This window comes from Rhodoferax sp. LB1P47, from assembly GCF_056521445.1.
This window is the reverse complement of record NZ_JBWMAU010000001.1, coordinates 286,714-307,819: the sequence shown is the minus strand read 5'-3', so window position 1 is coordinate 307,819 and position 21,106 is coordinate 286,714. Positions and strand designations below refer to the sequence as shown.

Sequence of the window (21,106 nt, the reverse complement as noted above, 5' to 3'; positions counted from 1 at the left end):
GTAAAATTGGCCTCTACCGCATATAAAACCTGCGCAAGCAGCTACTAAATTGATAGCAAATAAAACCGTCGCCGTAGTGGACTACGGCATGGGCAACCTGTTCTCGGTATCGCAAGCAGTGCAGCACGTGGCGGCTGCCAGCGGGTACACCGTGGTCGTCACCTCTAACCCTGAAGACGTGTTCGCCGCCGAGCGCGTGGTGCTGCCCGGCCAAGGTGCCATGCGTGATTGCATGCGCGAGCTGGCCGATTCGGGCCTGAAAGAAGCCGTGCTGGATGCCGCCCGCAACAAGCCGCTGATGGGCGTGTGCGTGGGCATGCAGATGCTGCTGGACCACAGCGAAGAGCAAGACACCCCTGGCCTGGGCTTGATCCCCGGCACGGTGCGCCGTTTCGATCTGGCGGGTCGCTTGCAAGCCGACGGCAGCCGCTTCAAAGTGCCGCAAATGGGCTGGAACCAGGTGCAGCAGCAAGTCCACGGTGGCCAGCGCCACCCGGTGTGGGGCGAGGTGCCGGACAACAGTTACTTCTATTTTGTGCACAGCTTTTATGCTGATCCGTCGGATGCGCGCCACAGCGCGGGCTTGACGGAGTACGGCGCAGCGTTTAGCGCGGCGGTTGCACGTGATAATATTTTTGCGACACAATTCCACCCAGAGAAGAGCGCGGAGCACGGCTTAGCCCTCTACCGCAACTTTTTGCACTGGTCTCCTTGATTCCGTCTCTATTTCAATCCGATATGTCGTTGCTTCGCCTTGTCGTACCTCTGTACTGCCTGCGGCTTTGCGCCTAATCTCGGATTGAACTAAAGACGGAACCTATTTTTTCTTCATTTACCAACCCGCTGTTCACGGCACCATGCTTCTCATTCCTGCGATCGATCTGAAAGACGGCTTCTGCGTCCGCCTCAAACAAGGCGACATGGACCAATCCACCACCTTCGGCGAAGACCCCGCCGCCATGGCCCGCAGCTGGGTCGATAAGGGCGCGCGCCGCCTGCATCTGGTGGACCTGAACGGCGCGTTTGCGGGCAAGCCCAAAAACGAAATGGCCATCCGCAAGATCCTCAAAGAGGTGGGCGGCGAGATTGACGTGCAGCTCGGCGGCGGTATCCGCGACCTGGACACCATTGAGCGCTACCTCGACGCCGGCCTGCGCTACGTCATCATCGGCACGGCAGCGGTCAAAAACCCCGGCTTTTTGCAAGACGCGTGCACTGCATTCGGCGGCCACATCATCGTCGGCCTGGATGCCAAAGACGGCAAGGTGGCCACCGACGGCTGGAGCAAGATCACTGGGCACGAAGTGGTGGATCTGGCCAAGAGGTTCCAGGACTACGGCGTGGAATCCTTCATCTACACCGACATTGGCCGCGACGGCATGCTCACCGGCATCAACATCGAAGCCACCGTCAAGCTGGCCCAGGCACTGCACACCCCGGTCATCGCCTCGGGTGGCCTCAGCAATATCGCCGACATCGAGCGCCTGCTGGAGGTGGAGGGCGAAGGCGTTGAAGGCGTGATCTGCGGCCGCGCCATCTACACCGGCGACCTCGACTTCACCTCGGCCCAAGAGCGCGCCGACAACTATGGCGATGTCTGAGTTGCAGGCCCGCCCCGAAGTCTTCCAAAACCAAGCCTGCCTGCGCCTGCAACTCGCCAATGGCGACGCAGTGCTGGTCGCGCTGCATGGCGCGCACGTGCTGTCCTGGACTAGCGGCGGGGTCGAGCGGCTCTACCTCAGCCCCGAAGCCGTGTTCGACGGCCAGACCGCCATCCGTGGCGGCGTGCCGATTTGCTTTCCGCAGTTCAATATGCGCGGCTCCTTGCCCAAACACGGCTTCGCCCGCACGTCGGCGTGGACGGAATCGGGTAGCGGCGAAGGCTGGCTAGAGCTGCAACTGCACAGCAGCCCCGCCACGCTGGCCCTCTGGCCGCACGCTTTCACCGCCACTCTGCGCATCGACCTGGCCCCCGCCGCACTAGAGCTGGGCTTTACGGTGCAGAACACCGGCGAGCAGCCGCTGGACTTCGCCCTGGCCTTGCACACCTACTTGCGGGTGCAAGACCTGCCCGGCCTGGATCTGCGCGGCTTGGCCGGACAGCCCTATTGGGACGATGTGGCCCAAACCGATCGGCTGGAAACCGACGTGGTGATTTTTGAAGGCGAGGTAGACCGCGTGTACCAAGCTGCAGCCGAGCCGCTGACCTTGGTAGATGGCCCCGTGCAACTGCGCATCGACCAAGGCCTGGAGCTGGCCGAGACGGTGGTGTGGAACCCCGGCCCGACCAAATGCGCGGCCATTGCCGATATGCCGTTTGATGGCTTCAAGCACATGGTCTGCGTGGAGGCGGCGCACGTCAATACGCCTATCACCCTGGCAGCGGGTGCCGAGTGGACCGGCTGGCAGCGCCTGATCGTTGTCATTCCCGATTAATTTCCGCCGACTAATCTCTTCTTTTTGGAAACCGCCATGCTGGCCAAACGCATCATCCCTTGCCTGGACGTGACCGGCGGCCGGGTTGTCAAAGGCATCAATTTTGTCGAGCTGCGCGATGCCGGTGACCCGGTAGAAATCGCCGCCCGTTACAACGACCAGGGCGCGGACGAGCTGACCTTTCTGGACATCACTGCCACCAGCGATGGCCGCGACCTGATCCTGCACATCATCGAAGCCGTGGCCTCGCAGGTCTTCATCCCGCTGACCGTGGGCGGCGGCGTGCGCACCGTGGAAGACGTGCGGCGGTTGCTCAACTCCGGGGCCGACAAAGTCAGCTTCAACTCGGCGGCCATCAGCAACCCGGAGGTGATCGAGGCCGCGTCCGCCAAATACGGCGCGCAGGCCATCGTGGTCGCCATTGATGCCAAGCGCCGCAGCGCGGAAGACGCGCAACGCTTAACGCCTGCGGGCGTGCCCATTGGCCCCGGCTGGGACGTGTACAGCCACGGTGGCCGCAAAAACACCGGCCTGGATGCCGTGGTCTGGGCCACCGAGATGGCGCGGCGCGGTGCGGGCGAAATTTTGCTCACCAGCATGGACCGCGACGGCACCAAATCCGGCTTCGACCTGGCCCTGACCCGCGCCGTGAGTGACGCCATCAGCGTGCCGGTGATTGCCTCTGGCGGCGTTGGCAACCTCGACCACCTGGCCGACGGCGTGAGCCTGGGCGGTGCCGACGCGGTGTTGGCCGCCAGCATCTTCCACTACGGCGAATACACCGTGGGCCAGGCCAAAGCGCGTATGGCCGAGCGTGGCATCCCCGTCCGCATTTCTTAAAGAAAATACGACTCTAGCGCATATAGGCTGTGCGCTAGTAGCTATCTAAAAAATAGCAACTGCATTTTTTGCGGTAAATGGAGGCTTTGGGGCTCCATGCCCCAAATTGGGGATGATTTGCACCGCAATGGGGTGTGCCCACCCTAGGGCCGCCAAAAGCCGCACGCTAGGCCGTGTGAATGGCTGGCATGGATACTGCTTGTTACTGATCGTCCGCCGGTAAAGCTGCCTGCGGAGTGATAGTTCCCTCCGCTAATGAAGGCGGAACCCCCCAACGATACAAGGCCCTTTGCTTTTAGGGGCCGATCGCCAGGTAGTTCCAACCCACACCCGTGGTTTCGCGGAGGGTGCGTTGCAGCGTATGTCTACGGCCCAAGCCGTGGCCCGCTGCGACGTACCTGCATCCTGCGGCGTGCCCCGGGCTAATTGCAGGATAAGCAAACATGATGAAAATAGTTTTAGTTGGCCACGGCATGGTGGGCCACAAGTTCCTTGAGAGTCTGGCCGAGACCGGCATGACCCACGTCGAGGTCACGGTGTTGTGCGAAGAGCCCCGTCCGGCTTACGACCGCGTGCACCTCTCCGAATTCTTTAGCGGCAAAACGGCCGACGACCTGTCTTTGGTCGAACCCGGCTTTTTCGAGCGCACCGGCTTTCAATTGCGCCTGGCCGCACGTGCGGCCTCGGTCGACCGTATCGCCAAAACCGTGACCACCCTGGAAGGTGAAGTGCTGGCCTACGACAAGCTGGTGCTGGCCACCGGCTCCAACCCCTTCGTGCCACCGCTGCCCGGGCGCGACCGCGAACACATCCACGTTTACCGCACCATCGAAGACCTGGAGGCCATGACGGCATCCGGTAAAAAGTCGAAAACCGGCGTGGTGGTGGGCGGCGGCCTGCTGGGCCTGGAATGCGCCAAGGCCTTGTGCGACATGGGCCTGGAAGCCCACGTGGTTGAATTTGCCCCCCGCTTGATGACCGTGCAGGTAGACGAAGGCGGTGGCCGTGTGTTGCGTGCCAAGATCGAAGAACTGGGCTTGCACGTACACACCGGGCGCAACACCCAAGAGATCACCGACGGTGCCACAGCCCGCCACCGCATGGTGTTTGCCGACGGCACGCACCTGGAGACCGACATGATCGTGTTCTCCGCCGGTATCCGCCCGCGTGACGACCTGGCCCGCCAATGCGCCCTGGCCATTGGTCCACGCGGTGGCGTGGTGATCGACAACGCCTGCCGCACCAGCGACCACGATGTCTACGCCATCGGCGAATGCGCTGCGTGGAACGAGCAGACCTTTGGCCTGGTAGCCCCAGGCTACGAGATGGCCCGCGTGGTGGCCCGCCAGATTGCAGGCGATGCCGATGCCGCTTTTACCGGTGCCGACATGAGCACCAAGCTCAAGCTGATGGGCGTGGACGTGGCCAGCATTGGCGACGCCCACGGCCGCACCCCCAAGAGCCGCAGCTGCCAGTACGTGGACGAGCTGCGCCAGATCTACAAAAAAATCGTCATCAGCGAAGACGGCAAGCAACTGCTGGGCGCGGTGCTGATTGGCGACGCGACCGAGTACGGCACGCTGCTGCAAATGGCGCTGAACGGCATCACACTGCCTGCTGATCCTGAATTTTTGATCTTCCCGTCCAGCGACGGTAAAGCCAAGCCTGGTCTGGGGGTGGAGGCGCTGCCCGACACCGCCCAGATCTGCTCCTGCAACAACGTCAGCAAGGCGGGCATCTGTGCCGCCGTGGGGGGGGGTGCTTGCACCATTGCCGAGATCAAGGCCTGTACCAAGGCCGGTGCCACCTGTGGCGGCTGCGTGCCCCTGGTCACCCAGGTGATGAAGTTCGAGATGAAACGCCTGGGCATGGCCGTCAACAACAACATCTGCGAGCACTTTGCGTACTCGCGCCAAGAGATCTACCACCTGGTGCGCGTGGGCAACATCCATAGCTTTGACGAGCTGATGGCCAAGCACGGCACCGGCCTGGGCTGCGACATCTGCAAGCCGGTGGCGGCCAGCGTGCTGGCATCCTGCTGGAACGAGTTTGTGCTGAAAAAAGACCTGGCCGGTCTGCAAGACAGCAACGACTACTACCTGGGCAACATCCAGAAAGACGGCACCTACTCGGTGGTGCCGCGCATGCCGGGTGGCGAGGTCACGCCCGACGGCCTGATCGCCGTGGGCCAGGTGGCCAAGAAGTACAACCTGTACACCAAGATCACCGGCGGCCAGCGGGTCGATTTGTTCGGCGCCCGCGTCGAGCAGTTGCCACCCATCTGGGAAGAGTTGATCGACGCGGGCTTCGAGTCGGGCCACGCCTACGGCAAGTCGCTGCGCACGGTGAAGAGCTGCGTGGGTTCGACCTGGTGCCGCTACGGCGTGGGCGACAGCGTCGGCCTGGCCGTGGAGCTGGAGCACCGCTACAAAGGCCTGCGTTCGCCGCACAAGATCAAGTTTGGCGTGTCGGGTTGCACCCGCGAATGCGCCGAAGCCCAGGGCAAGGACATCGGCATCATCGCCACCGAAAAGGGCTGGAACCTGTACATCTGTGGCAACGGCGGCATGAAGCCACGCCACGCCGAGCTGTTTGGCTCCGACATGTCCAAGGAAGACATGGTCCGCATGATCGACCGCGTGCTGATGTTCTACGTGCGCACCGCCGACCGCCTGCAACGCACCAGCACCTGGCGCGAAAACCTCGAAGGTGGCCTGGACTACCTGAAGGATGTGCTCATCCACGACAGCCTGGGCCTGTGTGCCGAGCTGGAAGCCCAGATGCAGCACGTGGCGGATACCTACCAGTGCGAGTGGAAAACGGCCGTGTCCGACCCCGAAACCCGCAAGCGTTTCCGCTCCTTCGTGAACAGCGACAAAAAGGACGAACACGTGATCTTTGTCGAAGAGCGCGGCCAGATCCGCCCCGCCAGTGCAGAAGAGCGCGAATCTGCCGTTTTGGCTGTTGAAACCGCATAAGGACACGCACATGACTAGCTTGCAAACCTGGACCGACATCTGCGCGGTCGATGACATCCTGCCCAGCACCGGCGTGTGCGCCTTGGTGGACAACCGGCACGTGGCGGTGTTTCGCCTTAACGCTGTCGATGGAAGCGACCAGTTCTTCGCCATCGACAACGTAGACCCCAAATCCGGTGCCAGCGTCTTGTCGCGCGGCCTGATGGGCAATTTGGGCGACCGTACCGTGGTGGCCTCGCCGCTGTACAAGAACCACTTCGACCTGCGCACCGGTGAGTGCCTGGAAGCGCCCGAGCAGTCGGTGCGCGCCCACAGCGTGCGGGCGGTTGCGGGACGCGTCAGCGTCGCCATCGCTTAAGCGAGGAGGGGGCCGCCCGCATGCCTGATCCGCAACCCCCCTTGTCGGTCGCGGCCTTGGTGCTGCGGGCCAAGCAAGTGGAAATCGATGCCGTGCGCCAGCTCGCCCGCCGGGCGGAACTGGTGGATGCCATCGGCCAGCTGATCCAGGGTTTGCAGCGTGAGCGCGGTGCGTCCAGCATCTACCTCGCGTCCAAGGCGCAGCGTTTTGCCGATATGCGCCGCAGCATCGTCGGTGAGGTCATCCCCCTGGAAATCCAGCTGCGCACGGTGTTTGCCGACCATATGGAACCGGCCCAGGGGGCTACGGCCAAGGCTCTGTCCCTGATGGCCTGGGCGCTGTTGGGCTTGGACGCGTTGGCCGCGCTGCGCAGCCAGATCGAACGCCAGGCGATGGGTGCCCACGACGCGATTGCGGCCTTCAGCCACCTGATCGCCGGTTTGATTGAGCTGGTGTTTCACGTCGCCGATGTGGCCGGGTTGCCCAGTGTTTCGCGGCTGCTGGTGGCCTTGCTGCACCTGGTGCAGGCCCAGGAAGAGGCGGGCCAGGAGCGTGCCGTGGGCGCGTTGATGTATGCCTCGGGCCAAGGTGGCGAGGTGCAGCAGCAGCGGGTGGTCCATTTGATCGAGGCACAGGAGCGCAGCCTGCGGGTGTTTGCCGAATTTGCCGAACCCGCATTGCGTGCCCGCTGGGAGCAACAGCAACTGGCCCCCAGCATTGCGCAACTGGAGCGTCTGCGCCGCACCCTGTGCATTGCCAAGCCCGGCGCGGCACTGGACAGCAAGCTTAGCGAGCCCTGGTTCGACGTATGCACCGACCGCATCAACGCCCTGTGGCAGTTGCAGGTGGAACTGGTCACCAGCCTGCGCCAGGATTGCGCGGCGCGCATTCTGGAGGCCCAGCAAGATTTGCAAGACTCCAAAGGCCTGCTGCGCCGCCTGCGCGACAACCCGCCGCAGCGCACGCATGCGGTAGACCGATTTTTTGACACTGAGGCCGCCACCGCGCCAGAACCCTTGGCCCATCCCGGTAGCGCATCGCCCGCACTGTTCGATCTGCTGCAGGCCCAATCCGCCCGCATGGCCAGCATGGAGGCCGAGCTGGAAGCCGCCCGCCGCGCCCTGCACGAACGCAAGGTGATCGAACGCGCCAAAGGCGTACTGATGGCCCGCCTAGGCATGAACGAAGAGGCGGCCTTTCGGGTGCTGCAAAAAACCTCGATGGACCAAAACCGCCGCCTGCTAGACGTGGCCGAAGCCACGCTGTCGCTGCCGGATCTGGCCTTTGCGCCGCCAGGGCGGTGCTAGGTTTTGCTCTAATTTATGTAGCTGCTTGCGCAGGTGCTACCTGCGCTAGAGGCTTATTTCTTATAAATTACAGAAGAGCCCCACCCCGACCCTCCCCAGGCGGGGGAGGGAGAAAGAAGGGATGCAATAAGCACCCCTGACCCCTGCCCGCCCCAGGGCAAGCGCAGCAACGCCCCTTCGTGAACTGCGCAGGACTGGCTCCGCCAGACTGCTGTAGTTGCCCCCTGCAAGGGGGTGGGCGAAAAGCGCTTGCGCTGTAGCCTAGGGGTGTGCCAAGTCATTCCACGTTTTGGACCTGCTCCCGCATCTGCTCGATCAGCACCTTCATGTCCACCGAAATCCGGGTCAGCTCCAGCGCCGCCGATTTGCTGCCCATCGTGTTGGCTTCGCGGTGCAGTTCCTGGATCAAGAAGTCCAGGCGTTTGCCGACTTCGCCGCCTTTTTTGAGGATGCGTTCCATCTCGTCCAGGTGCGAATGCAGGCGCGTCAGCTCCTCGGCCACGTCGATGCGGATGGCGAAGGCGGTGGCCTCGGTCAGTGCGCGGTCTTGGGCGGCTTCGGGCAGGGTGGCACCGTCGGCCAGGGCCATCGCTTCTTTCCAGCGCTCGATGAAGCGCTGGCGCTGCTGCTCCACCAGCTGGGGCACCAGCGGCAGGGCTTTCTCGGCCAGGGCGCGCAATTGCTTCAGGTGGCCCAGCAGCATGGTCGTCAGGCGCTCGCCTTCGCGCTGGCGGGCGGCCACCAGGGATTTCAGCACCGTGTCGGCCAGCGGCAGCACGTCGTCGGCCCAGTCGTTGGTGGGAGCTTGCTCGTTGGAGGCCATGCGCAGGATGTCAGCCACGCTCAGCGGTGCGGCCTGGGGCAGCCAGGATTTGACCGAATCTTGCAGCGAGTTGACGCGCTGCAACAGCTGCGGCGAAGGCGCGGCCAAGCTGCTGGAGGAGGTGCTTTCAATGGCGGCGCGCACTTCCACCTTGCCGCGCTTGAGCTGCGCCATGACGCGCTCGCGCAGCGCAGGCTCATGGCTGCGTAGCTCGTCGGGCAGGCGAAAGCTGAGGTCCAGAAAGCGGCTGTTGACGGAGCGGATTTCAATCCCCAGGCGGCGTGCAGCCGTGCTTTTGGATTCGGAATCAGAGGCGGTGGTGGCGTTGCTGTGCTGGGCACTGGCATAGCCGGTCATGCTGTAAACTGGCATTGAGAAGGTACATTTCGTTGCAATGGCCTGAGAATAACCGACGACCTGTTCCGCATCCGATGTAAATGCCCCTGGCCAGTGCACCGGACTCCGAACAAGTCTTGCAATCGCCTTCCGCCGCTTCATAGCAGACCCGCTCCCCACCCAATTTATGTCCAAAACCAAACCGGCTACGCTTCCGCCCGGCACCGCTATCGGGGGCTACAAGATTGTTCGCAGGCTCTCCTCCGGTGGGTTCGGCGTGGTGTACTTGGCGGTGGGGGCCGATGGCGGCCAAGTGGCGGTAAAAGAATATTTGCCCAGCTCCTTGGCCAGCCGCGAAATCGGCGAGCTGCTGCCCCAGGTGCAGCCCGAAAAGCTGTCGCTGTACCGGCTGGGGCTGAAAAGCTTTTTTGAAGAAGGCCGCTCGCTGGCGCAAATTTCGCATCCGTCGGTGGTCAGCGTGCTCAACTTCTTCCGCGAGAACGAAACCGTCTACATGGTGATGAACTACCTGGAGGGCGCGACCCTGCAAGACTTCATCATCACCTCGCGCGACCAGCGCAAGCAAAAGGTGTTTCGCGAATCCACCATCCGCAGCCTGTTTGACGAAATCTTGCGCGGCCTGCGCATCGTCCACCAGCACAAGATGCTGCACCTAGACATCAAACCCGCCAATATCTTCATCACCGACGATAACAAGGCGGTGCTGATCGACTTCGGTGCAGCCCGCGAAGTGCTGAACAAAGAGGGCAATTTCATCCGCCCCATGTACACCCCCGGCTTTGCCGCCCCCGAGATGTACCGGCGCGACGCGTCTATGGGCCCGTGGACCGATATCTACGCTATCGGCGCCTGCATCTACGCCTGCATGCAGGGCTTTCCGCCCAACGAAGCCCCGCAGCGGCTGGAAAAAGACCGCATCGGCCTGGCCCTGTCGCGGCTGCGCGGCATTTATTCGGACAACCTGATTGAGGTGGTCGAATGGTGCATGTCGATCGATCCGCTATCGCGCCCGCAGTCGGTGTTTGCGCTGCAAAAAGAGCTGAGCCGCGAGGGCGAGCGCCGCTACACCAAGCTCACCGTGGCCGAGAAACTGCGCTTGCAGTTCGACACCCTGGTGTCTGATACCAAGAAAAACGTGCGCGAAGCCACTGGCATCGGCTCGAACCCCAAGTGAAGTTCTCGGTATTCCAGGTCAGCCGCAAAGGCGGCCGTGAAAAAAACGAAGACCGTATGGGCTACTGCTATACCAGCGGCTCGGGTTTGTTTTTGCTGGCCGACGGCATGGGCGGCCACCCGGAGGGCGAGGTGGCGGCGCAGATCGCGCTGCAAAGCCTGTCGGCCCTGTACCAAAAGCAGGCCCGCCCGCTGCTGCCCCATGCGACCCATTTTTTAAGCAGCGCGCTACTGTCGGCCCATGACCAGATCCTGCGCTACTCGGCCAAAAACGGCATGCTGGACACCCCCCGCACCACCCTGGTGGCGGCGGTGGTGCAGGGCAATAGCGCTACCTGGGCGCATTGCGGCGACTCCCGCCTGTACGTGGTGCGCGACGGTTTGTTGCTGACCCGCACCCGCGACCATTCCTATGCCGAGCAACACCGCTCCGAAGGCGGCCCGCAGCTGCCCCACACGACCAACCGCAACGTGCTCTACACCTGCCTGGGCTCGCCGGTCAAACCCCAATTCGATCTGACGGGCCCCATCGTGCTGCACCAGGGCGACAAAATCATGCTCTGCTCGGATGGCCTGTGGGACAGCCTGGACGATGCCACCATCGTGCGGATATTGGCCGGTGCGCCGGTGTCACAGGCCGTGCCCGATCTGGTCGAGCAGGCGCTGCGCAAGGCGGGAGCCCGCAGCGACAACGTCACCGTGCTGGCCATCGAGTGGGAAACCCCGGACCTGTTCGAGTCAACTCGGGGCATCTCAACCGACTCCATCCAGGAGGGCGTATTTGCTTCGTCCATCCAGCCGCAGGGGCCGGACAGCCTGATCGACGACCTGGACGATGCCGCCATCGAGCGCTCGATTGCCGAGATCAACGAAGCCATCCGCCGCGCCGCCGCGAAGCGTGTGTAACACCCGCAGGCTACACACTGCGTGTTTCCGCCACCCCCCTTGCAGGGGGCAACACCAGCAGCCTGGCAAAGCCAGCTCTGCGGTGTTCTTGAATAATGCCGCTCTTGCCTTTGTGCGGAAACAAGCAATTAACCCTGCCAGTTTTTATGCTGGCTTTACTCAGAATCCACACCATGACCGAATTCATCCGTAGCGGTGGCCGTGCCGCCCACCAACTGCGTCCGGTGCGCATCACCCGGGGCTACACCATCCATGCCGAGGGCTCGGTGCTGATCGAGTTTGGTAACACCAAGGTGCTGTGCACCGCTTCGGTGGATGAAAAAGTACCTGGCCACAAAAAGGGCAGTGGCGAAGGCTGGGTCACCGCCGAATACGGCATGCTGCCGCGCGCCACCCATACCCGCAGCGACCGCGAGGCCACCCGTGGCAAGCAGAGCGGTCGCACGCAGGAAATCCAGCGCCTGATTGGTCGATCATTGCGGGCGGTGTTCGACTTGAAGCTGCTGGGCGAACGTACCATCCACCTCGATTGCGACGTGTTGCAAGCCGACGGCGGCACCCGCACCGCCGCCATCACCGGCGCATTTGTGGCCGCGCAAGATGCCGTCAACGTCTTGCTCCAATCCGGCAAGATCACCACCACCCCCATCCTCCAGCCCGTGGCCGCCATCTCGGTGGGCATCGTGCAGGGCACGCCGTTGCTGGACCTGGAGTACACCGAAGACTCCGCCTGCGACACCGACATGAACGTGGTGATGACCGGTGCCGGCCATTTCGTCGAAGTACAGGGCACGGCCGAGGGCGTGGCCTTCACCCGCGCCGAGATGGACGCGCTGCTGGCGCTGGCCGAACAAGGCATTACCGAGCTGATGGCCCTGCAACAGCAGGCGCTATTGAAATGACGCACACCCCCAGGCTTTAGCGCTGCGCGTCTTGCGCCAACCCCCTTGCAGGGGGCAATACCATCAGCCCGGCGGAGCCGGTTCTGCGGTATTTCTGGATGAGACCGTGCGTGTCGTTGAGAGCAGGAGTCTGGTTAAACTACTTGCTATTTAATTTGTAGCTTATTGTGCAGATGGAATAAGCGCTAGAGGTGTATTTGTTATGAAAATCGTATTGGCATCCAACAACGCGGGCAAGCTGTTTGAGCTGCAAGCCCTGTTCGCCCCGCTGGGCATGGAACTGGTGGCGCAGGGCGCGCTGGGCATCCCGGAGGCCGAGGAACCCTTCCACACCTTCGTCGAAAACGCCCTGGCCAAAGCCCGGCACGCCAGCGCCCACAGCGGCCTGCCCGCCGTGGCCGACGACGCAGGCCTGTGCGTGGATGCCTTTGGCGGCCTGCCGGGCGTGCAAACCGCCTACTACGCCACCCAGTTCGGTTACCCCAAGAGCGACGACAACAATGTGCGGGCGCTGCTAGAGCAGATGCAGGGCATAGACAACCGCCGTGCCGCGCTGGTCAGCACCTTGGTAGCGGTGCGTTCACCCAATGACCCCGAGCCGCTGATCGCCGTGGGCCGAGCGGTGGGCGACATCACCCGTGCGCCACAGGGCGCCAATGGCTTTGGTTTTGATCCTGTGATGTTTTTGCCGCAGTTCGGCAAGACCTTTGCCGAGTTGAGCTCCGAGGAAAAGAACGCCAACAGCCACCGGGGTCAATCGTCCCGCGCCATGCTGGCCCTAATGCGCGAGCGGTGGCTGCCATGAAGGATTTGCAACACCACATGCGCCCCGGCCTGCTGCAACTGGCTGCGCTGCCGCCGCTCTCGCTCTACGTGCACCTGCCCTGGTGCCTGAAGAAATGCCCGTACTGCGACTTCAATTCGCACGAATTGCGGGCGGATGGCGCGCAGACCCTGCATCCGGCCGCCAACTTGGCCGCTCCCACGCCCACCAGCGAAGTCCCCGAGCAGCGTTACATCGACGCGCTGATGGCCGACCTGGAGGCCGCGCTGCCACTGGTCTGGGGCCGCACGGTGCACAGCATTTTCATCGGCGGCGGCACGCCCAGCCTGTTTTCGCCGCAGGCCATCGACCGCCTGATCGGCGACATCCGCGCCCGCCTCAAGCTGGAGCCCGACTGCGAAATCACGCTGGAAGCCAACCCTGGCACTTTCGAGAAGAACCGCTTCCGCGCCTACCGCAGCGCCGGGGTAACGCGCCTGTCGGTGGGCGTGCAAAGCTTCAACGACGCACACCTGAAAGCCCTGGGCCGGGCGCACGACAGCGCCCAGGCCATCGCAGCAGTGGAAGAGGCGGCCCAGTCGTTTGACACCTTCAACCTCGACATCATGTACGCGCTGCCCGGCCAGACGCTACAAAATTTAGAGCAAGATATGCAGACAGCGCTTGCGCTATGGCCAAAACACATCAGTATTTACCAGCTGACCATCGAGCCCAATACCTACTTCGCCAAGTTCCCGCCCGCCGTGCCCGAGGAAGACCTGGGCTACGACATGCTGGACAAAATTACCGAGATGACCTTGGCTGCAGGTATGGACCGCTACGAAGTCTCGGCCTACGCACTGCCCGGCCACGCCTGCGTGCACAACCAGAATTACTGGCAGTTTGGCGACTACCTGGGGATTGGCGCGGGGGCCCACAGCAAGCTCAGCTTTGCCCACCGCATCGTCCGCCAGGTGCGGTATCGGGAGCCGAATCTGTACATGGCCAACGCGCTGGCAGGCAAGGCCGTGGCGCAAGACGACGATGTGCCGCGTGCCGAGCTGCCGTTTGAGTACATGCTCAACGCCCTGCGTCTGCGCGACGGTTTTGAGCTACCCAAGTTCACCGAACGCACCGGCCTGCCGCTGACCAGCATCCAGAAAGGCCTGGCCGAGGGCGAGCGCAAGGGTTTGCTAGAGCGCGACGGGGTCAGGGTGCGACCGACCGTGCGGGGTTTTGATTTCTTGAGTGATCTGCAGGCGCTGTTTCTGGCCGAGCCAAAAGCTTAGTTTTTTGCCCGGCGCAGGCTGCTGAGGCGTTCGGAAATCGAATCTAGGTCGAGCGCATCCTGCGAGCACAGCAGGTACTTCTCCAGGTCGATCACGGCGGGCCGGGTGTGGCCCAGGGCGGCGTGGGCCAGGCCCCGGTCGCGGTACTCGCTCCACGCATCGGGCACCAGCACCAGCAGGCGACTCAGTACGTTGATCAGGCGGGGCCAGTCGCTGTGACCGGTGTAGATGTCTTTGAGGTTGCGCAGCATGCGGGCCAGGACGTCGCGCGGTGGGCTGGCTTGCAGGTACAGGCCCAGCGGGACTTCAAAGTCGTCGGCCAGTACGTTGCGCCGGGTGTAGGGCTCCAGCCGTTCGGACAGCTCTTCGCGGCTGAGCGACTGGCCGTTCAGCGGGTCCATCACCACCTGGCCCTTGGGCAGGTTGATCTTGACCATGAAATGCCCCGGAAACGCCACACCGCGCACCACCAGGCCGATGCCCTGGGCCAGCTCCATCCACACCACGGCCAGCGATATCGGGATGCCCCGGCGGGTACGCAGCACGGCGTTGAGGTAGCTGTTGTCGGGGTCGTAGTAGTCGTTGACGTTGCCGCCAAAGTTCAGGTCGCGGTAGAAAAACTGGTTCAGGGAGCGCAGGCGTTGCAGCGGCACCGCGTCGCGCGGCAGGCGGCGTTTGAGGCGGGCCAGCAGCTGGTCCATATCGCCCAACACCTGTTCGATGTCCAGCTCGGGGTATTCGTCTTGCGCCAGACTGGCCACCGCTTCTAGCAGCGGAAAGTGTTCGTCGCTTTGCACCAGTGCCGCAAAATATTCCAGCGGGGTGGGGGCTTGGTAGGGAATGTGCATGGCCTGTTTCTAGTGGACTGTCCGCGCACCGTCAAGCAGATTTGACGCTGGGGTGGAGCAATTTACGCAACTGCATGCCAGTCGCCCATAATGCTACAAAATAAATAGCTGCCGACGCAAGTAGTACAAGCGCTAGGTAGCCAATACGCTCTAATTTTGCGCCTTCAAAGCGGGTCCACGGCAGGGCACTGGCGGCCCAGATCAAAAACACCGCCAGCAAAGCGCTGGCCGCCACCACTTGCAGGCTGAACTTCCACCAGCCGGGCACCGGCAGGTAGCTGCCGCGCTGGCGCAGGCCGACCAGCAGCCAGGCCGCGTTGATGAGTGCGCCCAGGCCCACCGACAGCGTCAGCGCCGCGTGCTGGAACAGCGGCACCAGCGCCAGATTTAGCAACTGGGTGATCACCAGCACGGCGATGGCGATGCGGGCCGGGGTTTTCATGTTCTGGCTGGCGAAAAAGCCCGGGGCCAGCACCTTGATGGCCACTACGCCCAACAGGCCCACGCCCCAGCCCATCAGGGCCAGCGCGGTCTGGGCCACGTCGCGGGCGGTGAATGCGCCGTAGTGGAAGATCACCGCCACCAGCGGGGTGGCAAAGGTCAGCAGCGCCACCGAGCACGGCACGGCCAGGAGCACGACGAGGCGCAGACCCCAGTCGAGCATGGCAGAGTAGCGGACCGGGTCGTTGGCGGCCTTGGCCCCTGCCAGTTGCGGCATCAGCACCACGCCCAGGGCCACGCCCAGCATGGCGGTGGGGAATTCCATCAGCCGGTCGGCCCCGCTGAGCCAGCTCACGCTGCCGGGGGTCAGGCGCGAGGCGATCTGGGTGTTGATAAACAGCGATATTTGTGCCACGCCCACGCCCAGCAGCGCGGGCACCATCAGTTTTGCTACGTTTCTGGTAGCTCCATCCGCCCATGCGGCGCGCACTACCGTCCAACTGGCACCAATTTTTGGCAGCAGGCCCAAGCGCTTCAGCGCCGGAATCTGCACGCCTAGTTGCAGCACGCCGCCCAGCATCACGCCGACCACCTGGGCGTACATCGGCTCTATGCCCAGCTGGCGGAACCACGGCGTGCACAACACCGTGGCCGAGATCATGGCCACATTCAGCAGCACCGGCGTGGCGGCGGGCACGGCAAATACCCGCCAGGTGTTCAAAATGCCCGAGGCCATAGACACCAGCGAGATGAACAAGATGTAGGGGAACATCCAGCGCGTCATGGTGATGGCCGCACCGTAGGCCTGCGGCTCTTGCTGCAACCCCCCGGCCATCGCCCAGACCAGCAGCGGCGCGCCCAGCACGCCCAGCACGCAGGTCAGCACCAGCACCCAGGTGAGCACCGTGGCTACGCTGTCGATCAGCAGCTTGGTGGCTTCTGGCCCGTGTTGGGCCTTGCTGGCGGCCAGCACAGGCACAAAGGCCTGGCTGAACGCGCCCTCGCCAAACAGGCGGCGGAACAGGTTGGGGATGCGAAACGCCACGTAGAACGCGTCGGTCATGGCATTGGCGCCAAAGGTGGCGGCAAACAACTGGTCACGGACCAGACCCGCCACGCGGGAGGCCAGGGTCAGCAGGGAGATGGTGGATGCAGATTTGAAGAGGCTCACCCATCCAGTGTAGCCCTATGGGATGGCTGGCCGCCCGAATGCTATACTCGCGGGCTTTGCTGGCATCATCCTCTAACAATTTCAAGGAAAACTATTATGGCAACCAAACCAAAGAAAAAGAACCCACGCCTTGCGTCGGGCCGTAAGCGCGTCCGTCAAGACGTAAAGATCAACGCTGCGAACACCTCGCTGCGTTCCAAATACCGTACCGCTGTCAAGAACGTCGAAAAAGCCGTTCTGACTGGCGACAAGGCCAAAGCCACCGAACTGTTTGCCAAAATGCAAGCGGTTGTGGATACGGTTGCCGACAAGGGCATCTTCCACAAGAACAAGGCTGCTCGCGATAAGAGCCGTCTGAGCACCAAGGTGAAGGCACTCGTGGCCGCACCTGTCGCCGCTTAAATCTTTTAAGCAAACCGCCCGGACGGGTTAACGCAAGTTAGCAAGTCCGCCGTTTTGTAGGGTGCGCTGCTAGCACAGCAAAAAGCAAAAAACCACCAGAACCTAGGTTCTGGTGGTTTTTTCGTTTCTGGGCTGCGTTGCGCCCCAAGCGGTCTTGCTGGGGAGAGGGCGATCAGTCAGGCAGCAAGCAGGCCTCGACCACTTGCAGCCCGTTGTCGCGCGCGAAGTTGATGGCGAAGTCCCAGGCCATGACATCGTACTCACGCAGGTCGCTGTGCAGGACCACGCATTTGATGTTGTTGATGGTGGTGGGGACGCACCACGGCGAGTAGCTCAGGTGGCTACCGGGTTGCGCGCCACCCGGGCGAAATTGGCTGAGAACTCCGGCTAGCCGTTCGGCCCAGTCGCTGGGGCGGAAGGTTCTGCCGTCGCTGGTGACACCCTGGATAAAGACTTCTTTGGCGGAGGTGGAAACCATCGGGTGGGCTTTTCAAAGGTGGTTGGGTGCGACGTAAAAACCGCCTTGTTGAGGCTGTATGCAGCGCACTTTGTGCTGGAATGATAGCGCCAATGGCACTGGTTTGTGGGTTTGGTGCAGTGCACAATAATTGTATCTTATATAAGACTGCGTCCGAACTTGGCCTCTTGGAGAGGGCGGAAATGCATTGCTGTGATGCGCAATTGTCAAAAAACCACGCAATCTCTGCGCCTAAAATTGTTGTTCAGCGGTTCTGTTGCCCCTGAATTTTTTGCACACCAGGACTTATGCAAGCCCCTCTGTGCGCCCGGCGGGCGACACAGAGAGCGCTGCGTAAGTTCTACACATTTTGGAGAACTGCATGACCGCTTACATCGAGGCTTCCTCGCCCCACACCATGAACACCTATGGCCGCCTGCCGATTGCGCTGTCGCATGGCCAAGGCTGCCGCGTGTGGGACGTGAATGGCAAGTCGTATCTGGACGGTCTGGGCGGCATCGCGGTCAACACCCTGGGCCACAACCATCCCCAACTGGTGCCCGCCCTGCAAGACCAGATCGGCAAGATCATCCACAGCTGCAACTACTACCACATCCCCCTCCAGGAGGCGCTGGCCGCCAAGCTGGTCGAGCTGTCGGGTCTGACCAATGTGTTCTTCTGCTCCACCGGGCTAGAGGCCAACGAGGCCGCGCTGAAGCTGGCGCGTAAGTTTGGCCACGACAAGGGCATTGAGCGCCCCGAAATCGTGGTCTATGAAAAAGCCTTCCACGGCCGCAGCATTGCCACGCTGAGCGCCACCGGCAACGAGAAAATCCAAAAAGGCTTTGGCCCCCTGGTCGAGGGCTTCATCCGCGTGCCCCTGAACGATATCGAAGCGCTCAAGGCGGCCACCGCCCACAACCCCAACGTCACTGCCGTGTTCTTCGAGACCATCCAGGGCGAGGGCGGCGTGAACCCGATGCGTATCGAGTATTTGCAGCAGGTGCGCCAACTGTGCGACGAGCGCGACTGGCTGTTGATGATCGACGAAGTGCAGTGCGGCATGGGCCGCACCGGTAAATGGTTTGCCCACCAATGGGCGGGCATTAAGCCCGACGTGATGCCGCTGGCCAAGGGCCTGGGCGCGGGCGTGCCGGTAGGCGCGGTGGTGGCGGGCCCCAAGGCCGCGCACATCTTCCAGCCCGGCAACCACGGCACCACCTTTGGCGGCAACCCGCTGGCCATGCGCGCCGGGGTGGAAACCATCCGCATCATGGAAGAAGACGGCCTGTTGGAAAACGCTGCCAAGGTCGGTGCGCACTTGCAGATGAGTCTACGCAATGCGCTCGAAGGCGTGGCGGGCTTCAAGGAAGTGCGCGGCCAGGGCCTGATGATTGGCGTGGAGCTGACCCGCCCCTGTGGCGTGCTGGCCCAGCGTGCGCTGGAGGCCGGGCTGCTGATCAGCGTGACCGCCGACAGCGTCATCCGTTTGGTGCCGCCGCTGATTCTGAGCACCGCCGAGGCCGACGAACTGGTAGGCATACTCTGCCCTCTCATTCAGCAATTTTTGGCAGAACCGGTATGAATCAAGCCCTGAAACCCGCCCTGAAACACTACCTGCAATTCAGCGACCTCAGCGCCGATGAATACGCCTATATCTTTCAGCGCGCCGCGCTGATCAAGAAGAAGTTCAAAGCCTACGAGAAGCACCACCCGCTTGTGGACCGCACCCTGGCCATGATCTTCGAGAAGGCCTCCACCCGCACCCGCGTCAGCTTTGAGGCGGGCATGTACCAGCTGGGCGGCAGCGTGGTGCACCTGACCACGGGCGACAGCCAGCTGGGCCGCGCCGAGCCGATTGAGGACAGCGCCAAGGTCATCAGCCGCATGGTCGATCTGGTGATGATCCGCACCTTCGAGCAGACCAAGATTGAGCGCTTTGCCGCCCACTCGCGCGTGCCGGTCATCAACGGCCTGACCAACGAATTCCACCCCTGCCAAATTTTGGCCGACATCTTCACCTACCTAGAGCACCGTGGTACGAACTCGGAAGGAATGCCGGACCCGTCATTCCTGGCCGGCAAAACCGTGGCCTGGGTGGGCGATGGCAACAACATGGCTAATACCTGGCTGCAGGCCAGCGAAGTGCTGGGCTTTAGCGTGCACGTCAGCACGCCCAGCGGCTACGAGGTGGACCAGTCGGTGGCGGGCATCCGTTCGGGCGACAGCTACAAAGTTTTCAAAGACCCGATGCAAGCCTGCGTTGGGGCCGATCTTGTCACCACCGACGTGTGGACCAGCATGGGCTATGAGGCCGAGAACGAAGTCCGCAAAACCGCCTTTGCCGACTGGCGCGTCGATGCCGACATGATGGCCGCCGCCAAGCCCGACGCGCTCTTCATGCACTGCCTGCCCGCCCACCGGGGCGAAGAGGTGGACGCCGATGTCATCGACGGCCCGCAGTCGGTGGTCTGGGACGAGGCCGAGAACCGCATGCACGTGCAAAAAGCATTGATGGAATATTTGATGCTGGGCCGTCTGGACTAAATGTCTGCTGTCTGCCAAAGCTGCGGCATCTGCTGCGCCAGCTTCCGGGTGGACTTTGCGGTGGAAGAGTCGCAAGAAGAGGGCGGCAGCGTCCCCGAGGGCCTGGTGGTCGAGGTCAACGCCCGCCTGCGCCGCATGCGTGGCACCGACCACAGCCCACCCCGCTGCGCCGCGCTGGTGGGCACGCTGGGCGAACGCGTGGCCTGCGGCATCTACGAATGGCGTCCCTCGCCGTGCCGCGAATTCGAGGCGGGCAGCGCGGCCTGCCTGCAAGCCCGCACGCGCCGTGGGGTGTCTAATGCTCTTGTTTTTGACTAAGAAATTGATAGCTGCTAGCGCAGGTTTTATATGCGCTGGAGCCTTATTTAACGCTATAAAAATGGCGTAAATTTCTAAAGCGTTGGAAATAACCGACACCACGCTCTTTTTTGCGGTGCTACCTTCCGGCACTATGCAAAACCTTTGGGACATCTCCCCCCCCATCTCCCCTGGCTGCCCGGTGTTCCCCGGCGACACGCCCTACCAGCAGCACTGGTCGGCCACCATCACGGCCGATTGCCCGGTCAACGTCAGCGCCATCACCTTGTCGCCCCACGTGGGTGCGCACGCCGATGCACCGCTGCACTACGACCCGCAAGGCGCGGCCATCGGCGCGGTGGATCTGGCGCCCTACCTCGGCCCCTGCCGCGTCATCCACTGCATAGGCTGCGGGCCGTTGGTGCTTTGGAGCCATCTGGCCCACGCGCTGGCCGATCTGCCGTCCCGGGTGTTGGTGCGCACTTACGTCCGCATGCCCGTAGACCAATGGGATGCCGATCTGGCCGCCTTCGCCCCCGACACTGTAGAGCGCCTCGCCGCCCTGGGCGTAACCCTCATCGGCATCGATACCGCCAGCATCGACCCGGCCAGCAGCAAGACGCTGGAAAGCCACCAGGCCATCCGCCGCCTGAACCTGCGCGTGCTGGAAAACCTGGTGCTGGACGACGTGCCCGAGGGCGACTACGAGCTGATTGCCCTGCCACTCAAACTGATGACCGCCGATGCCTCGCCTGTGCGCGCAATCCTGCGCGCACTGCCTTGACTGCGCTGTACTCCGAAAACTGTGACC

The 21,106-nt window shown here is 62.7% G+C and carries 21 protein-coding genes; 17 read left to right on the top strand and 4 right to left on the bottom strand.

Going from position 1 to position 21,106, the window contains the following annotated elements:
- Positions 1 to 52 precede the first annotated feature (52 nt).
- The 7 genes from hisH (at position 53) to AC0969_RS01435 (ending at position 7,919) form a co-directional block, all read left to right on the top strand.
- Complete coding sequence (gene hisH / locus AC0969_RS01465; protein WP_479622820.1) at positions 53 to 715, top strand: imidazole glycerol phosphate synthase subunit HisH; 663 nt, start codon at positions 53 to 55, stop codon at positions 713 to 715.
- Between the two features lie 142 nt (positions 716 to 857).
- Positions 858 to 1,601, top strand: a complete 744-nt coding sequence (hisA, locus tag AC0969_RS01460; protein ID WP_479622347.1) for a 1-(5-phosphoribosyl)-5-[(5-phosphoribosylamino)methylideneamino]imidazole-4-carboxamide isomerase — start codon at positions 858 to 860, stop codon at positions 1,599 to 1,601.
- Positions 1,588 to 2,436: a D-hexose-6-phosphate mutarotase gene (locus AC0969_RS01455; protein ID WP_479622346.1), complete on the top strand. Its 849-nt coding sequence runs from the start codon at positions 1,588 to 1,590 to the stop codon at positions 2,434 to 2,436. Before hisA ends, AC0969_RS01455 begins: the two co-directional genes overlap by 14 nt.
- Positions 2,437 to 2,472: 36 nt before the next feature.
- Positions 2,473 to 3,276, top strand: a complete 804-nt coding sequence (gene hisF, locus AC0969_RS01450; RefSeq protein ID WP_479622345.1) for an imidazole glycerol phosphate synthase subunit HisF — start codon at positions 2,473 to 2,475, stop codon at positions 3,274 to 3,276.
- 446 nt (positions 3,277 to 3,722) lie between these two features.
- Positions 3,723 to 6,254 carry a nitrite reductase large subunit NirB gene (nirB, locus tag AC0969_RS01445; protein WP_479622819.1) on the top strand — a complete coding sequence of 844 codons (2,532 nt, stop codon included), beginning with the start codon at positions 3,723 to 3,725 and terminating at the stop codon, positions 6,252 to 6,254.
- 10 nt (positions 6,255 to 6,264) lie between these two features.
- On the top strand, positions 6,265 to 6,612 hold the full coding sequence (gene nirD / locus AC0969_RS01440; RefSeq protein WP_479622344.1) for a nitrite reductase small subunit NirD: 348 nt from the start codon (positions 6,265 to 6,267) through the stop codon (positions 6,610 to 6,612).
- A 20-nt stretch (positions 6,613 to 6,632) separates the two neighbouring features.
- A complete protein-coding gene (locus AC0969_RS01435; RefSeq protein WP_479622343.1) occupies positions 6,633 to 7,919 on the top strand; it encodes a nitrate- and nitrite sensing domain-containing protein in 1,287 nt (428 codons plus the stop codon).
- A 277-nt stretch (positions 7,920 to 8,196) separates the two neighbouring features.
- Here AC0969_RS01435 and AC0969_RS01430 read toward each other — a convergent pair whose 3' ends face one another.
- Positions 8,197 to 9,114 (bottom strand): YicC/YloC family endoribonuclease, encoded by a 918-nt coding sequence (locus AC0969_RS01430; RefSeq protein ID WP_479622342.1) that lies wholly within the window; start codon positions 9,112 to 9,114, stop codon positions 8,197 to 8,199.
- A 151-nt stretch (positions 9,115 to 9,265) separates the two neighbouring features.
- Here AC0969_RS01430 and AC0969_RS01425 point away from each other — a divergent pair, with 151 nt between their 5' ends.
- From AC0969_RS01425 to hemW, 5 genes are all read left to right on the top strand, one after another.
- Positions 9,266 to 10,273, top strand: a complete 1,008-nt coding sequence (locus AC0969_RS01425; RefSeq protein ID WP_479622341.1) for a serine/threonine protein kinase — start codon at positions 9,266 to 9,268, stop codon at positions 10,271 to 10,273.
- On the top strand, positions 10,270 to 11,178 hold the full coding sequence (locus tag AC0969_RS01420; protein WP_479622340.1) for a PP2C family protein-serine/threonine phosphatase: 909 nt from the start codon (positions 10,270 to 10,272) through the stop codon (positions 11,176 to 11,178). Before AC0969_RS01425 ends, AC0969_RS01420 begins: the two co-directional genes overlap by 4 nt.
- A 173-nt stretch (positions 11,179 to 11,351) precedes the next feature.
- Positions 11,352 to 12,080, top strand: a complete 729-nt coding sequence (gene rph, locus AC0969_RS01415; protein WP_479622339.1) for a ribonuclease PH — start codon at positions 11,352 to 11,354, stop codon at positions 12,078 to 12,080.
- 202 nt (positions 12,081 to 12,282) lie between these two features.
- A complete protein-coding gene (gene rdgB, locus AC0969_RS01410) occupies positions 12,283 to 12,885 on the top strand; it encodes an RdgB/HAM1 family non-canonical purine NTP pyrophosphatase (protein ID WP_479622338.1) in 603 nt (200 codons plus the stop codon).
- A complete protein-coding gene (gene hemW, locus AC0969_RS01405) occupies positions 12,882 to 14,132 on the top strand; it encodes a radical SAM family heme chaperone HemW (RefSeq protein WP_479622337.1) in 1,251 nt (416 codons plus the stop codon). Before rdgB ends, hemW begins: the two co-directional genes overlap by 4 nt.
- Here hemW and AC0969_RS01400 read toward each other — a convergent pair.
- Positions 14,129 to 14,980 carry a SirB1 family protein gene (locus tag AC0969_RS01400; RefSeq protein WP_479622336.1) on the bottom strand — a complete coding sequence of 284 codons (852 nt, stop codon included), beginning with the start codon at positions 14,978 to 14,980 and terminating at the stop codon, positions 14,129 to 14,131. The genes hemW and AC0969_RS01400 overlap by 4 nt on opposite strands.
- Before the next feature lie 31 nt (positions 14,981 to 15,011).
- A complete protein-coding gene (gene murJ / locus AC0969_RS01395; RefSeq protein ID WP_479622335.1) occupies positions 15,012 to 16,592 on the bottom strand; it encodes a murein biosynthesis integral membrane protein MurJ in 1,581 nt (526 codons plus the stop codon).
- A 93-nt stretch (positions 16,593 to 16,685) separates the two neighbouring features.
- Between murJ and rpsT the strand changes: the two genes are divergently transcribed.
- Positions 16,686 to 16,994 carry a 30S ribosomal protein S20 gene (rpsT, locus tag AC0969_RS01390; RefSeq protein ID WP_295957209.1) on the top strand — a complete coding sequence of 103 codons (309 nt, stop codon included), beginning with the start codon at positions 16,686 to 16,688 and terminating at the stop codon, positions 16,992 to 16,994.
- Between the two features lie 172 nt (positions 16,995 to 17,166).
- On the opposite strand, the gene AC0969_RS01385 is transcribed toward rpsT, so the two are convergent.
- Positions 17,167 to 17,472, bottom strand: a complete 306-nt coding sequence (locus AC0969_RS01385) for a DUF3579 domain-containing protein (RefSeq protein ID WP_479622334.1) — start codon at positions 17,470 to 17,472, stop codon at positions 17,167 to 17,169.
- Between the two features lie 361 nt (positions 17,473 to 17,833).
- On the opposite strand from AC0969_RS01385, the gene AC0969_RS01380 reads away from it, so the two are divergent.
- The 4 genes from AC0969_RS01380 to kynB all read left to right on the top strand — a co-directional run bounded on the left by AC0969_RS01380 (position 17,834) and on the right by kynB (position 21,079).
- Positions 17,834 to 19,036 (top strand): acetylornithine/succinylornithine family transaminase, encoded by a 1,203-nt coding sequence (locus tag AC0969_RS01380; RefSeq protein WP_479622333.1) that lies wholly within the window; start codon positions 17,834 to 17,836, stop codon positions 19,034 to 19,036.
- The gene (gene argF / locus AC0969_RS01375) at positions 19,033 to 19,998 is read left to right on the top strand and encodes an ornithine carbamoyltransferase (RefSeq protein WP_479622332.1); all 966 of its coding nucleotides are present in this window, start codon (positions 19,033 to 19,035) and stop codon (positions 19,996 to 19,998) included. Before AC0969_RS01380 ends, argF begins: the two co-directional genes overlap by 4 nt.
- Positions 19,999 to 20,316, top strand: a complete 318-nt coding sequence (locus AC0969_RS01370) for a YkgJ family cysteine cluster protein (RefSeq protein ID WP_479622331.1) — start codon at positions 19,999 to 20,001, stop codon at positions 20,314 to 20,316. It abuts the gene before it with no gap.
- A gap of 133 nt (positions 20,317 to 20,449) precedes the next feature.
- On the top strand, positions 20,450 to 21,079 hold the full coding sequence (kynB, locus tag AC0969_RS01365) for an arylformamidase (protein WP_479622330.1): 630 nt from the start codon (positions 20,450 to 20,452) through the stop codon (positions 21,077 to 21,079).
- Positions 21,080 to 21,106: the final 27 nt, after the last annotated feature.